The sequence below is a fragment of the Mycobacterium deserti genome, assembly GCF_025345615.1.
Classification (GTDB): domain Bacteria; phylum Actinomycetota; class Actinomycetes; order Mycobacteriales; family Mycobacteriaceae; genus Mycobacterium; species Mycobacterium deserti.
Window position 1 is genome coordinate 679,067 of sequence record NZ_JAODWD010000004.1, and the last position, 15,513, is coordinate 694,579.

Annotated in this window: 18 protein-coding genes; 11 read left to right on the top strand and 7 right to left on the bottom strand. The window is 66.2% G+C overall.

The window, feature by feature from the left end:
* Positions 1–25 precede the first annotated feature (25 nt).
* From N4S67_RS19550 to N4S67_RS19600, 11 genes are all read left to right on the top strand, one after another.
* Positions 26–1,324, top strand: coding sequence for an NADH-ubiquinone oxidoreductase-F iron-sulfur binding region domain-containing protein (locus N4S67_RS19550; RefSeq protein ID WP_260994633.1), 1,299 nt, complete (start codon positions 26–28; stop codon positions 1,322–1,324).
* Positions 1,321–1,635 (top strand): ferredoxin, encoded by a 315-nt coding sequence (locus tag N4S67_RS19555; RefSeq protein ID WP_260994634.1) that lies wholly within the window; start codon positions 1,321–1,323, stop codon positions 1,633–1,635. The genes N4S67_RS19550 and N4S67_RS19555 overlap by 4 nt, the downstream gene beginning before the upstream one ends.
* Positions 1,632–3,272: a thiolase C-terminal domain-containing protein gene (locus tag N4S67_RS19560; protein ID WP_260994635.1), complete on the top strand. Its 1,641-nt coding sequence runs from the start codon at positions 1,632–1,634 to the stop codon at positions 3,270–3,272. Before N4S67_RS19555 ends, N4S67_RS19560 begins: the two co-directional genes overlap by 4 nt.
* Complete coding sequence (locus tag N4S67_RS19565; RefSeq protein ID WP_260994636.1) at positions 3,269–4,159, top strand: alpha/beta hydrolase; 891 nt, start codon at positions 3,269–3,271, stop codon at positions 4,157–4,159. Before N4S67_RS19560 ends, N4S67_RS19565 begins: the two co-directional genes overlap by 4 nt.
* Entirely contained in the window at positions 4,159–4,977 is an 819-nt protein-coding gene (locus N4S67_RS19570; RefSeq protein ID WP_260994637.1) for an NAD(P)-dependent oxidoreductase, read from the top strand. The genes N4S67_RS19565 and N4S67_RS19570 overlap by 1 nt, the downstream gene beginning before the upstream one ends.
* The gene (locus N4S67_RS19575) at positions 4,974–5,768 is read left to right on the top strand and encodes an NAD(P)-dependent oxidoreductase (RefSeq protein WP_260994638.1); all 795 of its coding nucleotides are present in this window, start codon (positions 4,974–4,976) and stop codon (positions 5,766–5,768) included. Before N4S67_RS19570 ends, N4S67_RS19575 begins: the two co-directional genes overlap by 4 nt.
* 112 nt (positions 5,769–5,880) lie before the next feature.
* Positions 5,881–7,083 (top strand): cytochrome P450, encoded by a 1,203-nt coding sequence (locus tag N4S67_RS19580; RefSeq protein ID WP_260994639.1) that lies wholly within the window; start codon positions 5,881–5,883, stop codon positions 7,081–7,083.
* Positions 7,080–7,277: a ferredoxin gene (locus N4S67_RS19585; protein WP_260994640.1), complete on the top strand. Its 198-nt coding sequence runs from the start codon at positions 7,080–7,082 to the stop codon at positions 7,275–7,277. The genes N4S67_RS19580 and N4S67_RS19585 overlap by 4 nt, the downstream gene beginning before the upstream one ends.
* A 34-nt stretch (positions 7,278–7,311) precedes the next feature.
* Positions 7,312–8,517 carry a cytochrome P450 gene (locus N4S67_RS19590; protein ID WP_260994641.1) on the top strand — a complete coding sequence of 402 codons (1,206 nt, stop codon included), beginning with the start codon at positions 7,312–7,314 and terminating at the stop codon, positions 8,515–8,517.
* A gap of 3 nt (positions 8,518–8,520) precedes the next feature.
* A complete protein-coding gene (locus tag N4S67_RS19595) occupies positions 8,521–9,279 on the top strand; it encodes an alpha/beta fold hydrolase (RefSeq protein ID WP_260994642.1) in 759 nt (252 codons plus the stop codon).
* A gap of 131 nt (positions 9,280–9,410) precedes the next feature.
* Positions 9,411–10,283, top strand: coding sequence for a type IV toxin-antitoxin system AbiEi family antitoxin domain-containing protein (locus N4S67_RS19600; protein WP_390893432.1), 873 nt, complete (start codon positions 9,411–9,413; stop codon positions 10,281–10,283).
* Positions 10,284–10,350: 67 nt separating this feature from the next.
* On the opposite strand, the gene N4S67_RS19605 is transcribed toward N4S67_RS19600, so the two are convergent.
* The 7 genes from N4S67_RS19605 to N4S67_RS19635 all read right to left on the bottom strand — a co-directional run bounded on the left by N4S67_RS19605 (position 10,351) and on the right by N4S67_RS19635 (position 15,506).
* Complete coding sequence (locus N4S67_RS19605; RefSeq protein WP_260994643.1) at positions 10,351–10,638, bottom strand: DUF1330 domain-containing protein; 288 nt, start codon at positions 10,636–10,638, stop codon at positions 10,351–10,353.
* 16 nt (positions 10,639–10,654) lie between these two features.
* Complete coding sequence (locus tag N4S67_RS19610) at positions 10,655–10,846, bottom strand: ferredoxin (RefSeq protein WP_260994644.1); 192 nt, start codon at positions 10,844–10,846, stop codon at positions 10,655–10,657.
* On the bottom strand, positions 10,843–12,132 hold the full coding sequence (locus N4S67_RS19615) for a cytochrome P450 (RefSeq protein WP_260994645.1): 1,290 nt from the start codon (positions 12,130–12,132) through the stop codon (positions 10,843–10,845). Before N4S67_RS19615 ends, N4S67_RS19610 begins: the two co-directional genes overlap by 4 nt.
* 129 nt (positions 12,133–12,261) lie before the next feature.
* On the bottom strand, positions 12,262–13,107 hold the full coding sequence (locus N4S67_RS19620; RefSeq protein ID WP_260994646.1) for a TauD/TfdA dioxygenase family protein: 846 nt from the start codon (positions 13,105–13,107) through the stop codon (positions 12,262–12,264).
* Between the two features lie 16 nt (positions 13,108–13,123).
* Positions 13,124–13,456 (bottom strand): hypothetical protein, encoded by a 333-nt coding sequence (locus N4S67_RS19625; RefSeq protein WP_260994647.1) that lies wholly within the window; start codon positions 13,454–13,456, stop codon positions 13,124–13,126.
* A 1-nt stretch (position 13,457) separates the two neighbouring features.
* Positions 13,458–14,717 (bottom strand): aromatic ring-hydroxylating oxygenase subunit alpha, encoded by a 1,260-nt coding sequence (locus N4S67_RS19630; protein WP_260994648.1) that lies wholly within the window; start codon positions 14,715–14,717, stop codon positions 13,458–13,460.
* Positions 14,718–14,762: 45 nt separating this feature from the next.
* Positions 14,763–15,506, bottom strand: a complete 744-nt coding sequence (locus N4S67_RS19635) for an SDR family NAD(P)-dependent oxidoreductase (protein ID WP_260994742.1) — start codon at positions 15,504–15,506, stop codon at positions 14,763–14,765.
* Between the last annotated feature and the right edge of the window lie 7 nt (positions 15,507–15,513).

Consider the following 15,513-nt stretch of genomic DNA (forward strand, 5'->3'; position numbering starts at 1 on the left):
TATCCACGGGCAGGAAGTAGCAGTGATGAACTCCACCGCAACCGATCTCATTGTCGCCGCGTGGCCCGACTGCGCGCCGCGACTGCTGCGCGCCACGTCCCGACCAGAAGATTGCGCTGACTACACGCACGCCGGCGGCTACCGGTCCGTCGGCGACGCGGAGGAACTGCTCGGCCAGGTCAACCTGTCCGGGCTGCTCGGACGCGGCGGCGCGGCTTTCCCGCTCGGCACCAAACTCCGCACCGTTCGCGACGCTCACCTGGGCGGCTCCGAAACCATCGTGGTCGCCAACGGCGAAGAGGGTGAACCCGCCTCGGTCAAGGACCGCTGGCTGCTGCGCCACCGACCACACCTCGTCCTCGACGGGCTGCGGCTGGCTACCCACGTCACCGGGGCGAAACGCGCGTACCTCTACGTCTCCGACGACCGGGCGGCGGCCGCCGTGTCAGGCGCGTTGGCCGAACTCACTCCCGACATCTTCGGTGACGTGACCGTAGACCTCGTGACGGTCGAACCCGGCTACGTGGCGGGCGAAGAGACCGCGGCCGTGCGCCGCATCAACGGCGGGCCCGCCAAACCGTCCGATAAGCCGCCAAGGCCGTTCGAGGAAGGCGTGGCGGGCCTGCCGACAATGGTGAGCAACGTCGAGACACTGGCCAACCTGCCCTACATCCACGAACATGGCGCGCAGCACTACCGGTCCGTCGGTACGCCGATGTCGCCGGGCACATTTCTGGCAACCGTCACCGGTGGCGGCAAGCCGCCTGTCCTCTACGAGATTCCGCATGGCGCAGCGGTTTCGGACCTGTTGCAACTACACGGGGTGGCGGCCGAGGAGGTGCGAGGCGTGTTGGTAGGCGGCTACTTCGCAGGGCTCGTCAACACCGACATCCTCGACGCCACGCTCGACCACGAAGCGCTGCGCCGCCTCGGTAGCGGACTGGGATGCGGTGCACTGTCGATTCTGACCGACGACTGTCCTGTCGCCGTGACCGCCTCGGTGATGTCGTATTTCGACCGCGAGAATGCGGGCCAGTGCGGATCGTGTTTCAACGGCACGGCGGCCATGGCGGCGGTCACGTCGGCGTTGCGCGACGGCGTGGCGACCGAGGAAGATCTCGCGCGCCTGGAACGGTGGGCGGTGGTGTTACGCGGCCGTGGCGCGTGCGGGACCCTCGACGGCGCAACCAACGTCGCCGCGAGTCTGCTGCGGCAGTTCCCTCAGGTGGTGGCCCGTCACCTTGCGGACAACTGCCAGACATGCCGCAGCGGCGCGTATCACGCCGAACGGCCCTACGAAGTGGAGGCGGTGGCTCAAACATGAGTGACGGTCTGAAGATTCGCCTCGATCGAACGCTCTGCGACGGGTTCGGTATCTGCGCCAAACACGCGCCGCAGTACTTCTCGCTCGACGACTGGGGATACGCGTCGTTGATCGGCGACGGCACGGTGCCCGAAGAAGACCGCGACGCGGTGATGCGGGCGCTGCTCGACTGCCCGGTGCACGCGATCATCTACATGGGCGAACATCGCCCGGCCGGCGCCACAGCGCCGCAGCATGGAACCGAGCAAATGCCGCCGGAGCCTGAACCCAAAGGTGAGGACAACGAGGCGATTTCGGGATTTGTTCGGTGACGCGGCCCCTTCCGGAGCTGACGTTTGCGAACGAGTTCTTCTGGACCGCGGGCGCTGACGGCGTGCTACGCATCCAAGAGTGTCAGAGCTGCAATGCGCTGATTCACCCGCCGCAGCCGGTGTGCCGCTACTGCCGCAGCACCGACGTTGGCGTGCGCGACGTCTCGGGTAAGGCAACGCTGTCGGCGTTCACCGTCAACCACCGGTTCGGCTTCCCGGACCTGCCGCCGCCCTACGTCATCGCGCAGGTGGCGGTCGCGGAGGATCCACGAGTCCGCCTGACCACCAACATCATCGACTGTGACCCCGACGAACTCGAGCTCGGACAGACCGTTGAGGTGACGTTCTTGGAGCTCGAGGATGTGTGGCTGCCGGTCTTCCGGCCGACCGCCGACGAGCCGGGTCCGCTGCCCGACGACGAGATCGCGCCGGAGGATTTCGGCCGGCACGTGCGTCCACCGTTGACCACCGAGAAGTTCGAGGACGCCTCGGCGATCACCGGTATCGGCGCGTCCCGACTCGGGCGCAGGCTGATGGTGTCGCCGCTGTCACTCACCATCGAGGCGTGCACGGCCGCGGTCGAGGACGCAGGGCTGACCTTCGACGACATCGATGGGCTCTCCACCTATCCGGGGCTCGACATCGCCGGCATGGGCGAAGGCGGCGTCACGGCGTTGGAAGGCGCGCTCGGGCTCCGGCCCACCTGGATAAACGGCGGCATGGACACCTTCGGGCCCGGCGGATCGCTGATCGCTGCGATGACGGCGGTCGCCACCGGCATGGCCCGTCACGTGCTGTGCTTCCGCACGTTGTGGGAGGCGACGTTCCAACAATTGATGAAAGAGGGCCGGATGGCCCCGCCCGGCGGCCCGCGCACGTCGAGCTGGCAGATGCCGTTCGGCGCGATGTCGGCGGCGCATACCCTCGCCCTCAACGCGCAGCGCCACTTCCACCGCTACGGAACGACGCGCGAGACTCTGGGCTGGATCGCGCTGAACCAGCGCGCGAACGCGGCACTGAATCCGACGGCCATTTACCGCGACCCGATGACCATGGACGACTACCTGAACGCCCGGCCGATCACCACGCCGTTCGGGCTGTACGACTGCGATGTGCCGTGCGACGGCGCTGTGGCGGTGATCGTCTCGGCCGTCGACGCCGCCAAGGACATGCCGCGCACGCCGGTGTTGTTCGAAGCGGTCGGCACCCAGATCATCGAACGCACCGACTGGGACCAGACCACGATGACGCACGAGCCACAGGTGCTGGGCCAGTCTGCCCACCTGTGGACGCGAACCTCTCTGCGCCCCGACGACGTCGACGTCGCCGAGTTGTACGACGGGTTCACGTTCAACTGCTTGTCCTGGCTTGAGGCACTCGGCTTCTGCGGCATCGGCGAGTCGAAGGACTTCCTCGACGGCGGCAAGGCCATCGCGCGCGACGGCACGATACCGCTGAACACCCACGGTGGTCAGCTGTCGCACGGCCGCACCCACGGCATGGGGCTGATCCACGAAGCGGTGAGCCAACTGCGTGGCGACGCCGGGGAACGCCAAGTCGCCGACGCCCGCGTCGCCGTTGTCAGTAGCGGCGGCCTGACACCCAGCGGCGTACTGCTGCTGCGGACGCAAACATGAGCCCAGCAGAAGTGCGTCCGCGCGTCGTTCTCGTCGACGGCGTGCCGATGTCGGGCCTGACGGCTGCCGTAGACGCGCCGCGGGCCGTGATCGTCGCGTTCCACGGAGGGGCCAGCACCGCAGCGTATTTCGATTGCCCCGGCCATCCTCGGCTGTCGTTGTTGCGCACCGCGGCCGCGCTCGGCTACACCGCGATCGCCTTGGATCGGCCGGGCTACGGCAGTTCGGCGCCGTATCCCGATGCGATGGACCATCCCGAACAGCGCGTCGCACTGGCGTACGGAGCGATCGACAAGGTCCTCGGCGACTCAGCGCGAGGGGAAGGCGTGTTCGTGGTGGGCCACTCCGCGGGCTGCGAACTCGCCGTGCGGCTGGCCGCCGACGAACGCGCGGACGACGCGAACGTCATCGGTCTCGAACTGGCGGGCACCGGCACGCGCTACAGCCAGGTGACCGCCGACATCATGCGGTCCGCGACGGCGACTCAGCGGCCGACGGGCCTGCGGGAAGTACTGTGGCAGCCCGCGCACCTGTATCCGCCGGACGTGCTGTCGGGTATGACCAATTCGTCGGGCGGGGCGCGCTACGAGGTCGATACGACCAGAAGCTGGCCGCGGCAGGACTTTCCGGCGCTCGCGGCGCGGGTGCGCGTGCCGGTGCAGTTCAGCTGCGCCGAGCACGAGCGGGTGTGGCAGTCCGATTCCGAGACCCTCGCCCAGATCGGCGCCATGTTCACGGCATCGCCGCGGTTCGTGATCAACGAGCAAGGCGGAACCGGGCACAACATGTCTCTGTCGATCAACGCGGCGGCCTACCACCTGAAAGTGCTCTCGTTCGTCGAGGAGTGCGTAGTCGCAACCACATCAACGAAATTGGAGGCGGGCTGATGCGCGTCGGATTCATCGGACTGGGCAGCCAAGGCGGCCCCATGGCACGACGGATCGTCGAGGGTGGATACGAGACCACGCTGTGGGCGCGCCGGGCGGCAAGCCTTGAGCCGTACGCAGACACCGCGGCGAAGACCGCGGGTTCGCCCGCCGAGTTGGGTGCCGCCAGCGACCTCGTGTGCGTCTGCGTCGTCGGCGACGACGACGTGAGGGAAGTGCTCTACGGCGACACCGGCGTGCTGGCCGGACTGGCGTCGGGCGGCGTCATCGCGATTCACAGCACCGTGCATCCCGACACCTGCCGCGAGATCGCCGAAAAGGCTGGTGCGCAGGGTGTTTCGGTGATCGACGCACCGGTGAGCGGCGGTGGCCCCGCGGTGGAGGAAGGCAAACTGCTGGTCATGGTCGGCGGCGACGAGGACGTCGCCGAACGGTGCAGGCCGGTGTTCGCGACGTACGCCGACCCGATCGTGCACCTGGGCCCGCTCGGCAGCGGCCAGGTCACCAAGATCCTGAACAATCTGCTGTTCACCGCCAATCTCGGCAGTGCACTGAGCACCCTCGAGCTCGGCGACTCCCTCGGCATCCCCAGGGTGCGGCTCGCCGAGGTCCTCAACGGCGGGTCGGCGACCAGCAAGGCGCTGGGCAGCATCGCGATGTTCGGCGGCACCGTCGAGGCGCTCGCGCCGATCGCGGGCGCACTGTTGCAGAAGGATGTTCGTCACGCGGCCAGCATCGCTGCCGACGCGTCGGCGCCGGAAGGTTCGGTGTTCACGGCGGCCGACACCGCGCTGCGCGAGATGGACCACCCGCGGTGACGCGCGTCGGGTTCGTCGGGGCTGGGCGGATGGGTGGGCCCATGATCGGTCGCCTCGTCGAGTCCGGCCACGAGGTGCAGGCACTCGGTCGGTCCGATCAGAAGTCCCGCGTCGTCGAGGAACTCGGCGCGCGACCCGTCGCCGACGTGACCGAGGTGCCCGACGGCGCCGACGTGGTGATCGTCTGCGTCTTCACCGACGAACAGGTGCGGACGGTCTGCCTGGACGACGGCCTGGTGGCCGCGATGCGAGCCGGTTCGACACTGGTCCTCCACACGACCGGCAGCCCACGCACCGCGCAGACGGTTGCCGCGCAAAACCCCGCGATCGCCGTGGTCGACGCACCGGTCAGCGGCGGTCCGCACAACATCGCCGCCGGTGAGGTGACGCTGTTCGTCGGCGGCTCCGACGACGCCGTTGCGCACGCGCGGCCGATCCTCGGCGCCTACGGCGACCCGATTCTGCACGTCGGCCCTCTTGGTGCCGGACAGGCCGTCAAGCTCGTCAACAACGCGGTGTTCGCCGCCCAGATCGGGTTGCTCGGTGAAGCCGTCGCCCTGGGCCGACGGCTGGGTGTGGACGAGCCGAAGCTGCTGTCGGCGATCAGCAACGGCAGCGGGGCCAGCCGGGTGGGCGGCTTCGTCGCCGCGGCGGGATCGGTCGCGACCTTCGCCGAGGCGACGCAGGAATTCGTAAGCAAGGATGTGGACGTCGTCCGTAAGACGGCCGCGGACTTGGGTAGCGACCTGGGGCTGCTCGACGCGGTCATCGATGCCGGAATTCGACCATGAAACCGGCGATTTCGCCTCTTCGAGACCAGCCCCTGAGGCATACTAGTGCCGTTACACAATTGCAGCCTCGCGTAACGGATGCGGACGCTGGCCCGTCGCGAAAGAGGAGATCATGACCAAGCCGAAACTGAAGTTCAACCCGTACTCGCAGGAGTACTTCGACGATCCCTACGAGATCTATCGGCGGATGCGCGACGAGGCTCCGATTTACTACGACGAGGAAGACGACTTCTACGCGCTGACCCGCCATGCGGACGTCGCGGCGGCACTCAAGGACCACGAGTCGTTCTCGTCCACCCGCGGGTGCCACCTGTCCATGGTTCGCTCCGGCCAGGGCTTCCAGAAGTCCATCATCTTCATGGATCCTCCCGAACACCGCTTCATGCGCAGTCTTCTCAACAAGGCGTTCACTCCACGGGCCATTCAGTCCCAGCGCGACACCGTCGTTGAACTCGTCGAGCACTACCTATCCACCGCGGACCCCGACCACTTCGACGTCGTGCAGGACTTCTCCGGCCCGTTCCCGGTCGAGGTGATCACCCGGATGGCCGGTGTGCCCGAGGAGTTCCGCCAGCAGGTCCGGCACTGGATCGACAAGGGCCTGGAAGTCAAGCCGGGTCAGATCGAACTGTCCGACGAGAACATGCAGGCCAATATCGACGCGGGGGTCTACTACTACGGCCTCGTGCAGGAGCGTCGGGAGAACCCGCAGGACGACATGATCAGTCGTCTGATCGCCGCCGAGATCCCGGGCGAGAACGGCGGAATGCGCAAGCTCGACGACGTCGAGATCACCGGCTTCGTCGCGCTATTGGGCGGCGCCGGCGCCGAGACGGTCACGAAGTTGGTCGGCAGTGCGGTGGTCGAGTTCGCGCGGCATCCCGAGCAGTGGCAGATGCTGCTCGACGACCGCAGCCTGGTGCCCGCCGCCGTCGAGGAATTGCTGCGCTACGTGGGCCCGGTGCAGTACAACGTGCGCTACACCCTGAAGGAAGCCCAAGTGCCCAACGGCACGATTCCCGCGAACAAGCCGGTGTTCCTGATGAAAGCCGCCGCCAACCGCGACCCGCGCGCCTTCGACGACGGCGAGACATTCGACATCACCCGCGACCGCACGCAGGCCCAGAACCTGGGTCTGGGCTACGGCATCCACAGCTGTCTCGGCGCTGCGCTGGCCCGATTGGAGACGGTCATCGCCCTCGAGCATCTGCTCGACTTCATGCCGCGTTACGAGGTCGACTTCGACGGCTTGCAGCGCGTGCACATGCAGAATGTCGCCGGCTACCACCATGTGCCGGTGAAGGTCTTGCGATGAGCAAGGTCGAAGTCGACTTCGGGCTGTGCGAGAGCAACGGGGTGTGCATGGGCATCATCCCGGAGGTGTTCGACCTCGACGACGAGGATTATCTGCACGTGCTGCAGGACGAAGTGACCCCGGAGAACGAACAACAGATCCGGGAAGCCGTCCGCCAGTGTCCCCGCCAGGCGATCTCGATCCGTGAAGAGTGACGCCACCACGGAATCGGGCCGAGAAGGAGATCTTTTGACCACGTCCCAGCTTGTCTTCGACCCGTTCTCCGAGGAGTTCTTCAACGGGCCGTGGGAAACGTACCGGCGCATGCGCGAAGAGGCTCCGGTGTATTACAACGCCGAGCACGACTTCTATGCGCTGTCACGGCACGAGGACGTGGCCGCGGCGTATAAGGACTTTGGGACCTACTCGTCGGCATACGGGCTAGATCTGGCCACCGTGCGATCGGAAGAACCCATCGCCGCGAAGATGATCATCCTCATGGACCCGCCGGAGCACCGGCAGATGCGCAGCCTGGTCAACAAGGTGTTCACGCCGCGGGCCATCGAGGCGATGCGGCCGATGGTGACCGAGACCATCGACCGTTATCTGTCCAGGGTGAACCGCGACCGCTTCGACGTGGTGCAGGATTTCTCGGCGTTCTTCCCCGTCGAAGTGATCACCCAGATGCTCGGTGTGCCTGAGGAATACCGGCAACAGGTCCGGGAATGGGTGGACACGTCGCTGCACCGCGAACCCGGCCAGATCGACATGTCCGAGGAGGGCATGCAGGCGATCGGGGAAGCCATGGGGCTGTACTACAGCCTTATTCAGGAGCGTCGGGCCAACCCGCAGGACGACATGTTCAGCCGCCTCGTCGCCGCCGAGATCGAACGCGAGGACGGCGAGAAGGAATCGCTGGATGACTTCGAGATCGCCGGTTTCGCAACGCTTCTGGGCGGAGCAGGCGCCGAGACCGTCACCAAGTTGGTAGGCAATGCGGCCGTGACGTTCGCACGCTTCCCCGACCAGTGGCAGAAGCTGCTCGACGACCGCAGCAAGATCCCGGCAGCAGTCGAGGAATTGCTGCGCTACGAGCCACCCGTGCATTACAACGTGCGGCGGTCGATGCGCGAGGTGAACCTGCACGGGGTGACCATTCCGGAGGGCAAGCCGGTGTTCCTGCTCGGTGGTTCGGCGCATCGAGATCCCGAAGCGTTCACCGACGCCGACTCATTCGACATCGACCGCGACCGTACCGAGGCGCAGAACCTCGGTTTCGGCTACGGGGTGCACAGCTGTCTCGGTGCGGCGCTCGCCCGCATGGAGAGCGCGATCGCGCTCGACCGGCTCCTCGACTTCATGCCGCGCTACGAGGTCGTCTGGGACGAGTGCCAACGGGTGGCCATGCAGAACGTCGCGGGCTGGTCACACGTCCCCGTGAAGGTGCTGACCTAGGCGATGCGATTCGTCCTCGTGCACGGCGGTTTTCACGCCGCGTGGTGCTGGGATCGAACGCTTGACGAGCTGCGGACGCTCGGCCACGACGGGACGGCCGTCGACCTGCCCGGCCACGGTGCGCGGGCCGACGAAGAGTCGACCCTGGCCAACCGCCGCGACGCGATCGTCTCGGCGCTGCAACCGGGCGATGTCCTCGTCGGGCACTCCGGCGGCGGATTCGACGCCACCCTGGCCGCCGACGCGGCGCCGGATCTGGTCAGCCACGTCGTCTACCTCGCCGCGGCGCTGCCTCGTGAGGGCAGGACGTATCCCGAGGCGATGGCGATGCGTGACTCAGAGGAGGGCGAGTTCGACGCCGACGTCGGAGAGATGCTGAGCTATCTGAAGTTCGACGACGACGGCGCGATGTGGTTCGCCGACTTCGACGGTGCGTGGCGCTACTTCTACCACGACTGCGACGAGGCCACTGCGCGTTGGGCGTTCGAGCGGCTGGGCCCCGAACGCTTCGGCGACACCACGGTGACGCCGGTATCGGTGCCGCGATTCTGGGCCGCCGATCTGCCCCGCAGCTTCATCCGGTGCCTGCAGGACCGGTCGATGCCGCAATGGCTGGCCGACACGGTGACGCGCCGACTCGGCGTGGAGCAGTTGAGCATCGACACGTCGCACTCGCCGTTCCTGTCCCGGCCGCGCGAGCTCGCCGAACTGCTCGTGCACGCCACCACGACGAAGCCGACGGGCCCACTCGTCCCCCACTGATCTCGCCGAGCAGACGTAAACTTGCCCTTCTGCCGCCGAAAACAGGCAGGTTTGCGTCTGCTCGCGGAAGTTATCCACAGCTGCGCGTGCCCGCCCTTTCCCGGGCGGCTCCTACGATCGACGATCGAGAAGTGTCCCCGGACGAGCTGTTCGCCCGCAACGGTGGATTGGCGACGACCTCGCAGTTGCTCGACACGATGTCATATCGCACCCTTGCCAGGCGTGTCCGGACCGGAAAGGTCATCCGAGTCTGGCATGGGGTCTATGCCCAGCATCCGCCTAGCACGATCGACCGGCTCGCGGCGCTCGATGTGCTATCCGGTAAGTCCATCGTCGCATGCATGAACACCGCCGCAGAGCTCTATGGCTTCGGCACCGAGAATGGCCGCCGCATCCACATCCTCGATCCCGGCGTTCGCATGCGTCCCGTAGGCGAGTTGATGGTTCACCAGCGAATTGGGGCGCCGCTGAAACGCATTCAGGGGCGGTTGGCTACCGCGCCGGCGTGGACGGCTGTCGAACTCGCGCGCTCATTGCGACGCCCCCGCGCGCTGGCCACCTTGGACGCCGTGCTGTTCAAGGGGCTCTGCACGCCGACAGACCTGCGCGCGACGATCGACGAGCAGAAGGGGCGACGGGGAATTGTGAAAGTACGCGAGCTGATGGAGTACGTCGACGGTCGCTCAGAGTCGCCTATGGAAAGCGAAGCGCGCCTTGTCTTCATCGATGGCGGACTCCCGATGCCCGAGGTGCAGTACGAAATAGTCGATAGGTGCGGCAAGCTCTGGCGCGTGGACTTCGCCTGGCCCGACGCGATGGTGGTCGCTGAATACGAGAGTATGGAGTGGCACGCGACGCCGGAAGCGCTGCGGCACGACCGCATGAAGGTCGCCCGATTACAGGAATGCGGTTGGATGAGCATTCCCTTGGTGGTCGACGATGTACGGCGACATCCCCTTGATCTGGTGGCACGCATCGCCGCGCACGTGGACCAAGCCGGCTGAGCAGACGCAAACATGCCCAAAATGGGCACAAGTCAGTCAGTTTTGCGTCTGCTCGCGATAGAAAGGGCTATCCCAGGCCGTGCAGGATGACGCCGTTGCACTCGGCGGCGGCCTGCCGCAGCTTGGCGGCCTCCTGGTAGGCGTCGGAGTAATACCACTCGCGGGCCGCCTCTTCGGACTCGAATTCGAGCAGCACGGTCTGGGTGCCGTGCCAGGTGCCCTCGATGACCTCGGCCTTGGTGTCGAACGACAACAGCGTCGCGCCTGCCATCGCCTGGCTCGCGAGCTTGCCGTACTCGGCCATACCGGCCGGGTCCTTGACGTCCTCGGTGATGAGGATGTACGCCTTGGCCACTCGAAACTCCTTCTTATCAGTCGATTTCGCGGATAGCTCGTTCGGGACAGTTCGCTATCGCCTCGCGCGCAGCGGATTCGAATTCCGCAGGCACCTCTTCGGGATCCGCGACCGCCCAGCCGTCGTCGTTCAGGTCGAACACCTCGGGGCACAACGTCAGGCACATGCCGTGGCCCGCACAGCGATCCTCGTCGACGGTGACCTTCATCGCCGGTCACCGCCCGCCACGTCGAACTCCAGGTGCAGTGAGGTGAGCCCACGCAGGATGTACGTCGGAATGTATTGGTAGCGGCGATCTCCGGCCGGACCGTGGTGCGCCTCGCTGATCCGGATGTCGGTGGTGCGATCCAGCAACCGCTCGAGTCCGACGCGGGTCTCGGCGCGGGCCAGCGGAGCACCCGGGCAGCTGTGGATGCCGCGGCCGAATGCCAGGTGCTGGCGCGCGTTCTTGCGGTCGGGGTCGAACGTGTCGGGATTCTCGAACCGGCGCGGATCGCGGTTGGCCGCACCGTTGATCACCATCACGGTGCACCCGGCTCCGAGCTGCTGCTCGCCGACGGTCGTGGGCACCCGCGACAGCCGGAAGTCACCCTTGACGGGGCTCTCGATGCGCAGGCACTCCTCGATGAAGTTCCCCAGCAGGCTGCGGTCCTCGCGCAACCTGCGCTGGATGTCGGGCTGGTCCCCCATCACCTTCAGCGCGGTCGACAGCAGCCGCACTGTCGTCTCCTGTCCTGCTGAGAAGACGTTGGTGGCCACCCGGACGACGTCACCGACCTCGGGCGTCGTGCCGTCCGGGAACGTCGCGGTGGCCAGGCCCGTGAGCACGTCGTCGCGCGGTTCGCGCCGGCGATCCTCGACATACTCGGCGAACACCTCGTACAGGTACTCCAGGGGCGTCTTGTTCATCGTCTTGTCGGCATTGCCCACCGCGCTGCCGTGGGTGCCGCGTGCCAGGCGCTCGAGTAGCTCCGCGCGGTCCTCGTCCGGTACGCCGAGCAGGTCAGCGATCACCCGCAAGGTGAACGGCGCAGCGAATCCGGTGATGAATTCGCCCTCGCCCGGTGCGAGGAAGTCGTCGAGGATGTCGTCGGCGAGCGCCCACATCGCGTCCTCGTTCTCCTTGAGGCGCTTGGGCGTGATCAGCCGCATCAGCAAGGCGCGGTGATTCGTGTGCGTCGGCGGGTCGAGCGTGGGCAACTGGTCGCTGAACGGAATCTCGTCGCGGTGCTTGACGATCAGATCGGTGACATCGTCCCCCTCGAGCGGCACCGGGAAACCGGGGAACGGCCCGGTCACCGAGATGCAGGACGAGAACGTCTCCGCGTCGTTGTAGACCTCGACGGCCTCCTGCCAGCCGGTCACCATCGTCACGCCGTAGTGGTCCTCGCGGCTGACCGGGCACTTGTTGCGCAACGCCTCGTAGAACCGATACGGGTCATCCGTCAGGCGACTGTCCCGAAAGAAGTCGACCGAGGTCAGGTCCTCCGCCATGCGTGCTCCATTTCAACGGTCCCAGGGCCACGAGAACGTGATTCTCATATGCGGGTATCAGATTTCCATAGTGGGTACGTCGGCGTCAACGACGGTGCTAAGCGCCCGCCCAGCACGAACGCGGGGAAACTACTGAATCGGCTCGTCGCCGAGCACCGTCGTGCGCAGCATCTCGCGCGGTGAATCCGGGTCGTACGGCGCAGCGCGGTGCAGGACGCCGTTGTTGTCCCAGATGACCGTGTCGCCGACGGACCAGCTGTGGCTGTACACAAGCTCCGGCGCGGTAGCCCGGTCGAGGAGGTCGGCGAGCAGTGCCCGACCCTCGTCGAGATCCATGCCGACGACGTAGTCGGCCGACGCGCCCAACACCAGCGACTTGCGGCCGCTGCGGTGAGTCCACACCAGCGGATGCTCGTGGGTGGGACGCGACCGCCACCTGGCCACCAATTCCGGCGACGGATCGGGATGCACCCGGCGCTGCGAGGCCTCGAGCGAATGCACCACTCGCAACGACCCGAAGCGTTGTTTCTCCTCGTCGCTGAACGCCTCGTAGGCGGCGTACGAATTCGCGAACTCGGTCTCGCCGCCGCTATCGGCCACCTGCTTGGCCGACAGCACGGTCGCCTTCTGCGGGCACTCGTCGTTGGTCGGGGTACATCCGTCGATGTGCCAGTCGAATGTGGCACGCAGGTAGGCCGCCGACGAGTTCTTGGACTTGTCCAGCGTCACCGGGTAGATGCCGGCAACCGGATGATGGCCGTCGGACGAGTGGTCGATCTCGCCGAGGCGCCGGCAGAATGCCACCTGCGCCTCGGGTGTCAGTCCGAGACCGGGAAACACCAGCACGCCATTGTCTTCCAGCGCGTCGAGGACCGCGGAGCCCAGCGCATCGTCGGACGCCAGCACCTCGGAGTCCAGGCCTGTCACCTCCGCTCCGACCGATGCGGTGAGCTTGTTGATCGTCAGCAGACTCATATTTGTCGTCCCGTCCTCATGGCACCGGCGCGCTGACGCGGTCGATCACGGCATCAGCGGAGTCGGCGGGTTTCTGGGTACCGAAGACCTCGACAGCCATCGAGACCATGATCATCGAATAGATCAGATGCAGGAGATTCAGCGCATCCTCCGGCACGTCGTCGAGCGGAAACTTGTCGCAGTAGTCGATCGCCTCTTCGAAGCGCGGCGAGAACGCGTCGTAGAATTCGCGGATTTCCGGCATGGGAGTTGCCAGCCGGGTGGCCCACCGTTCCGGTTCGGTTGCTAGACACCATTTCTCGGCGAACGGCTCGAACTCGGCGAAAGCGCTCGGCAGTTTCGGCGACATGTCACACCCCCACCGGGCGGCGCTCGTTGCGATACTCCTCAACCCAGTCGACCGAGACCTTGTGCAGGTGGCGCACGAGGATTTCCTGATCGCTGAGCGGGTAGTCGTCGACGACGTCGTACTCCAACGCGGCCTGGGTGCCGCCGAGCATGCCGGCGTCCTGAAGTGCGAACTCCTTGAGCACCACGGAGGCGACCTCGTGTTCGATCCGCTCGCGGACGGTACGTGCTGGGTGAAAAGCGTTGTACGCCTCGAACTTGTGGGTGTTGTGCGACGTCGGCCAGTAGCGGTAGAGCAGGTACCACCCGTGGTAGATCAAGATCTCCAGGTTGGGGAAGATCTGGAAGTTGGTGATGCCCCACGGTTCGATCCCGCCGGGATTCAGCCCAGCGGAGAAGTGCGTCTCCGGCGTGCGCCACGGCCCGACAAGACCGCTGCGCGTAGCCCTTTCGACCGGATACATGTACTCGGGGGCGAGCAACCAGCGGCGGGTGCCCGCCGTGGACACCAGGCGGTGCGGCCCGTCGATCTGGAAGTGCCCGCACTCGAACGTCGCGTTGGGCTGGCGCACCTCGGTGGGCACCTGTTGGCTGTGCAGCGACGGCACGTGGTAGTACTCCTGGAACGCATCCGCGAAGATCTTCCAGTTGCTGTTGTTGTGCGCGACGAAATCGTATCGCTCCGTCATCATTTCGAACGGATAGTCGTCGAGGGCGGTGATCATCGGGCCGAGGAACTCGCGAAGACTCCACCGAGGTTCGGGATCGAAGTTGATGAAGATGAACCCGTTCCACACGTCGCACTGCACCGGCTTCAACCCGTACTGTGCGCTGTCGAGGCCGAAGAACTCCCCCTCCTGCTGCACGAACGTCAGGTCGCCCTTGAGGTCGTATCGCCAGCCGTGGTACTTGCACGTGAACTGCCGACAGGTGCCCTTGACCTCTTCGTTGGGAAAGTCGTTCCACACCAGCTTGTTCCCGCGGTGGCGGCAGATGTTGTAGAAGGCACGGATCTGCTGGTCCTTGCCCCTGACCACGATCACCGAAGTTCGTGCGGCGTCGATCTCCTTGGTGAGGTAGCTACCGACGCGCGGCAACTCCTCGACGCGGGCGACGTTGAGCCAGGCGCGTTTGAAGACGGCCTCGCGTTCGAGCTCGTAGAACTCCGGGGAGATCGAGTCGCGGAACGAGACGGGCCCGGTCCCGAGGTCCGGGTAGTGCTCCGTCCAGGTGCCCTCTGCTGGTTTAGGCCACTTCGCCATGCGAACCTCCCTGTCTGAGTTGCGAACTCGTGCAGAACGACGTCATCACATCACCGACCCGCCGTTGACGCCGAGCGTCTGACCCGTGATGAAACCGGCCTCCTCGGAACACAGGAAACCGACGGCGGCGGCGATGTCGTCACCGGTGCCGAGGTGACCGAGCGGAACGCTTGCCGCCATCTGCTCGTTGGACGGCAGATGTCCGGCCGCCTGGCCGGCATGCTGCATCGGTGTCTCGATGGCCGAGGGCGGAATGTTGTTCACCGTGATACCGGTCGGGCCATACTCGCGGGCGAGGGATCTGGTCAGCGAGAGCAGCGCGCCCTTGGAGGCGGCATAGTGCGCCATCCCCGGCGAACCGCGCTGGGCACTTGACGACGAGATCATCACGATGCGGCCCCAGCCGGCTTCGAGCATGTCGGGCACGGCCACCTGGCAGCAGTGGAACGTGCCGGTGAGATTGACATCGATCAGCCGCTGCCAAGCCTGCGGGGTGATCTCGGTGAACGGCGCGAAGTCCACCGCACCGGCGCTGGTGACCAGGATGTGCACCGGGCCGAGCTCGGTGCGCACCTTCGCGAACGCTTCCTCGACGACCGCGCGGTCGCTGACGTCGGCAGCCACCCCGAGGGCGGTCACCCCTTCGGCACGCAGGTCCTCGGCCACCCTTTGCGCCGCGTCGCCGTTGAGGTCGAGCACGGCCACCTTGTGACCGCGCCGACCGAGCTCATGGCAGGTCGCCTCACCCATGCCGGAAGCGCCACCGGTCACCACCGCGACACGGGTCAAACGAAAG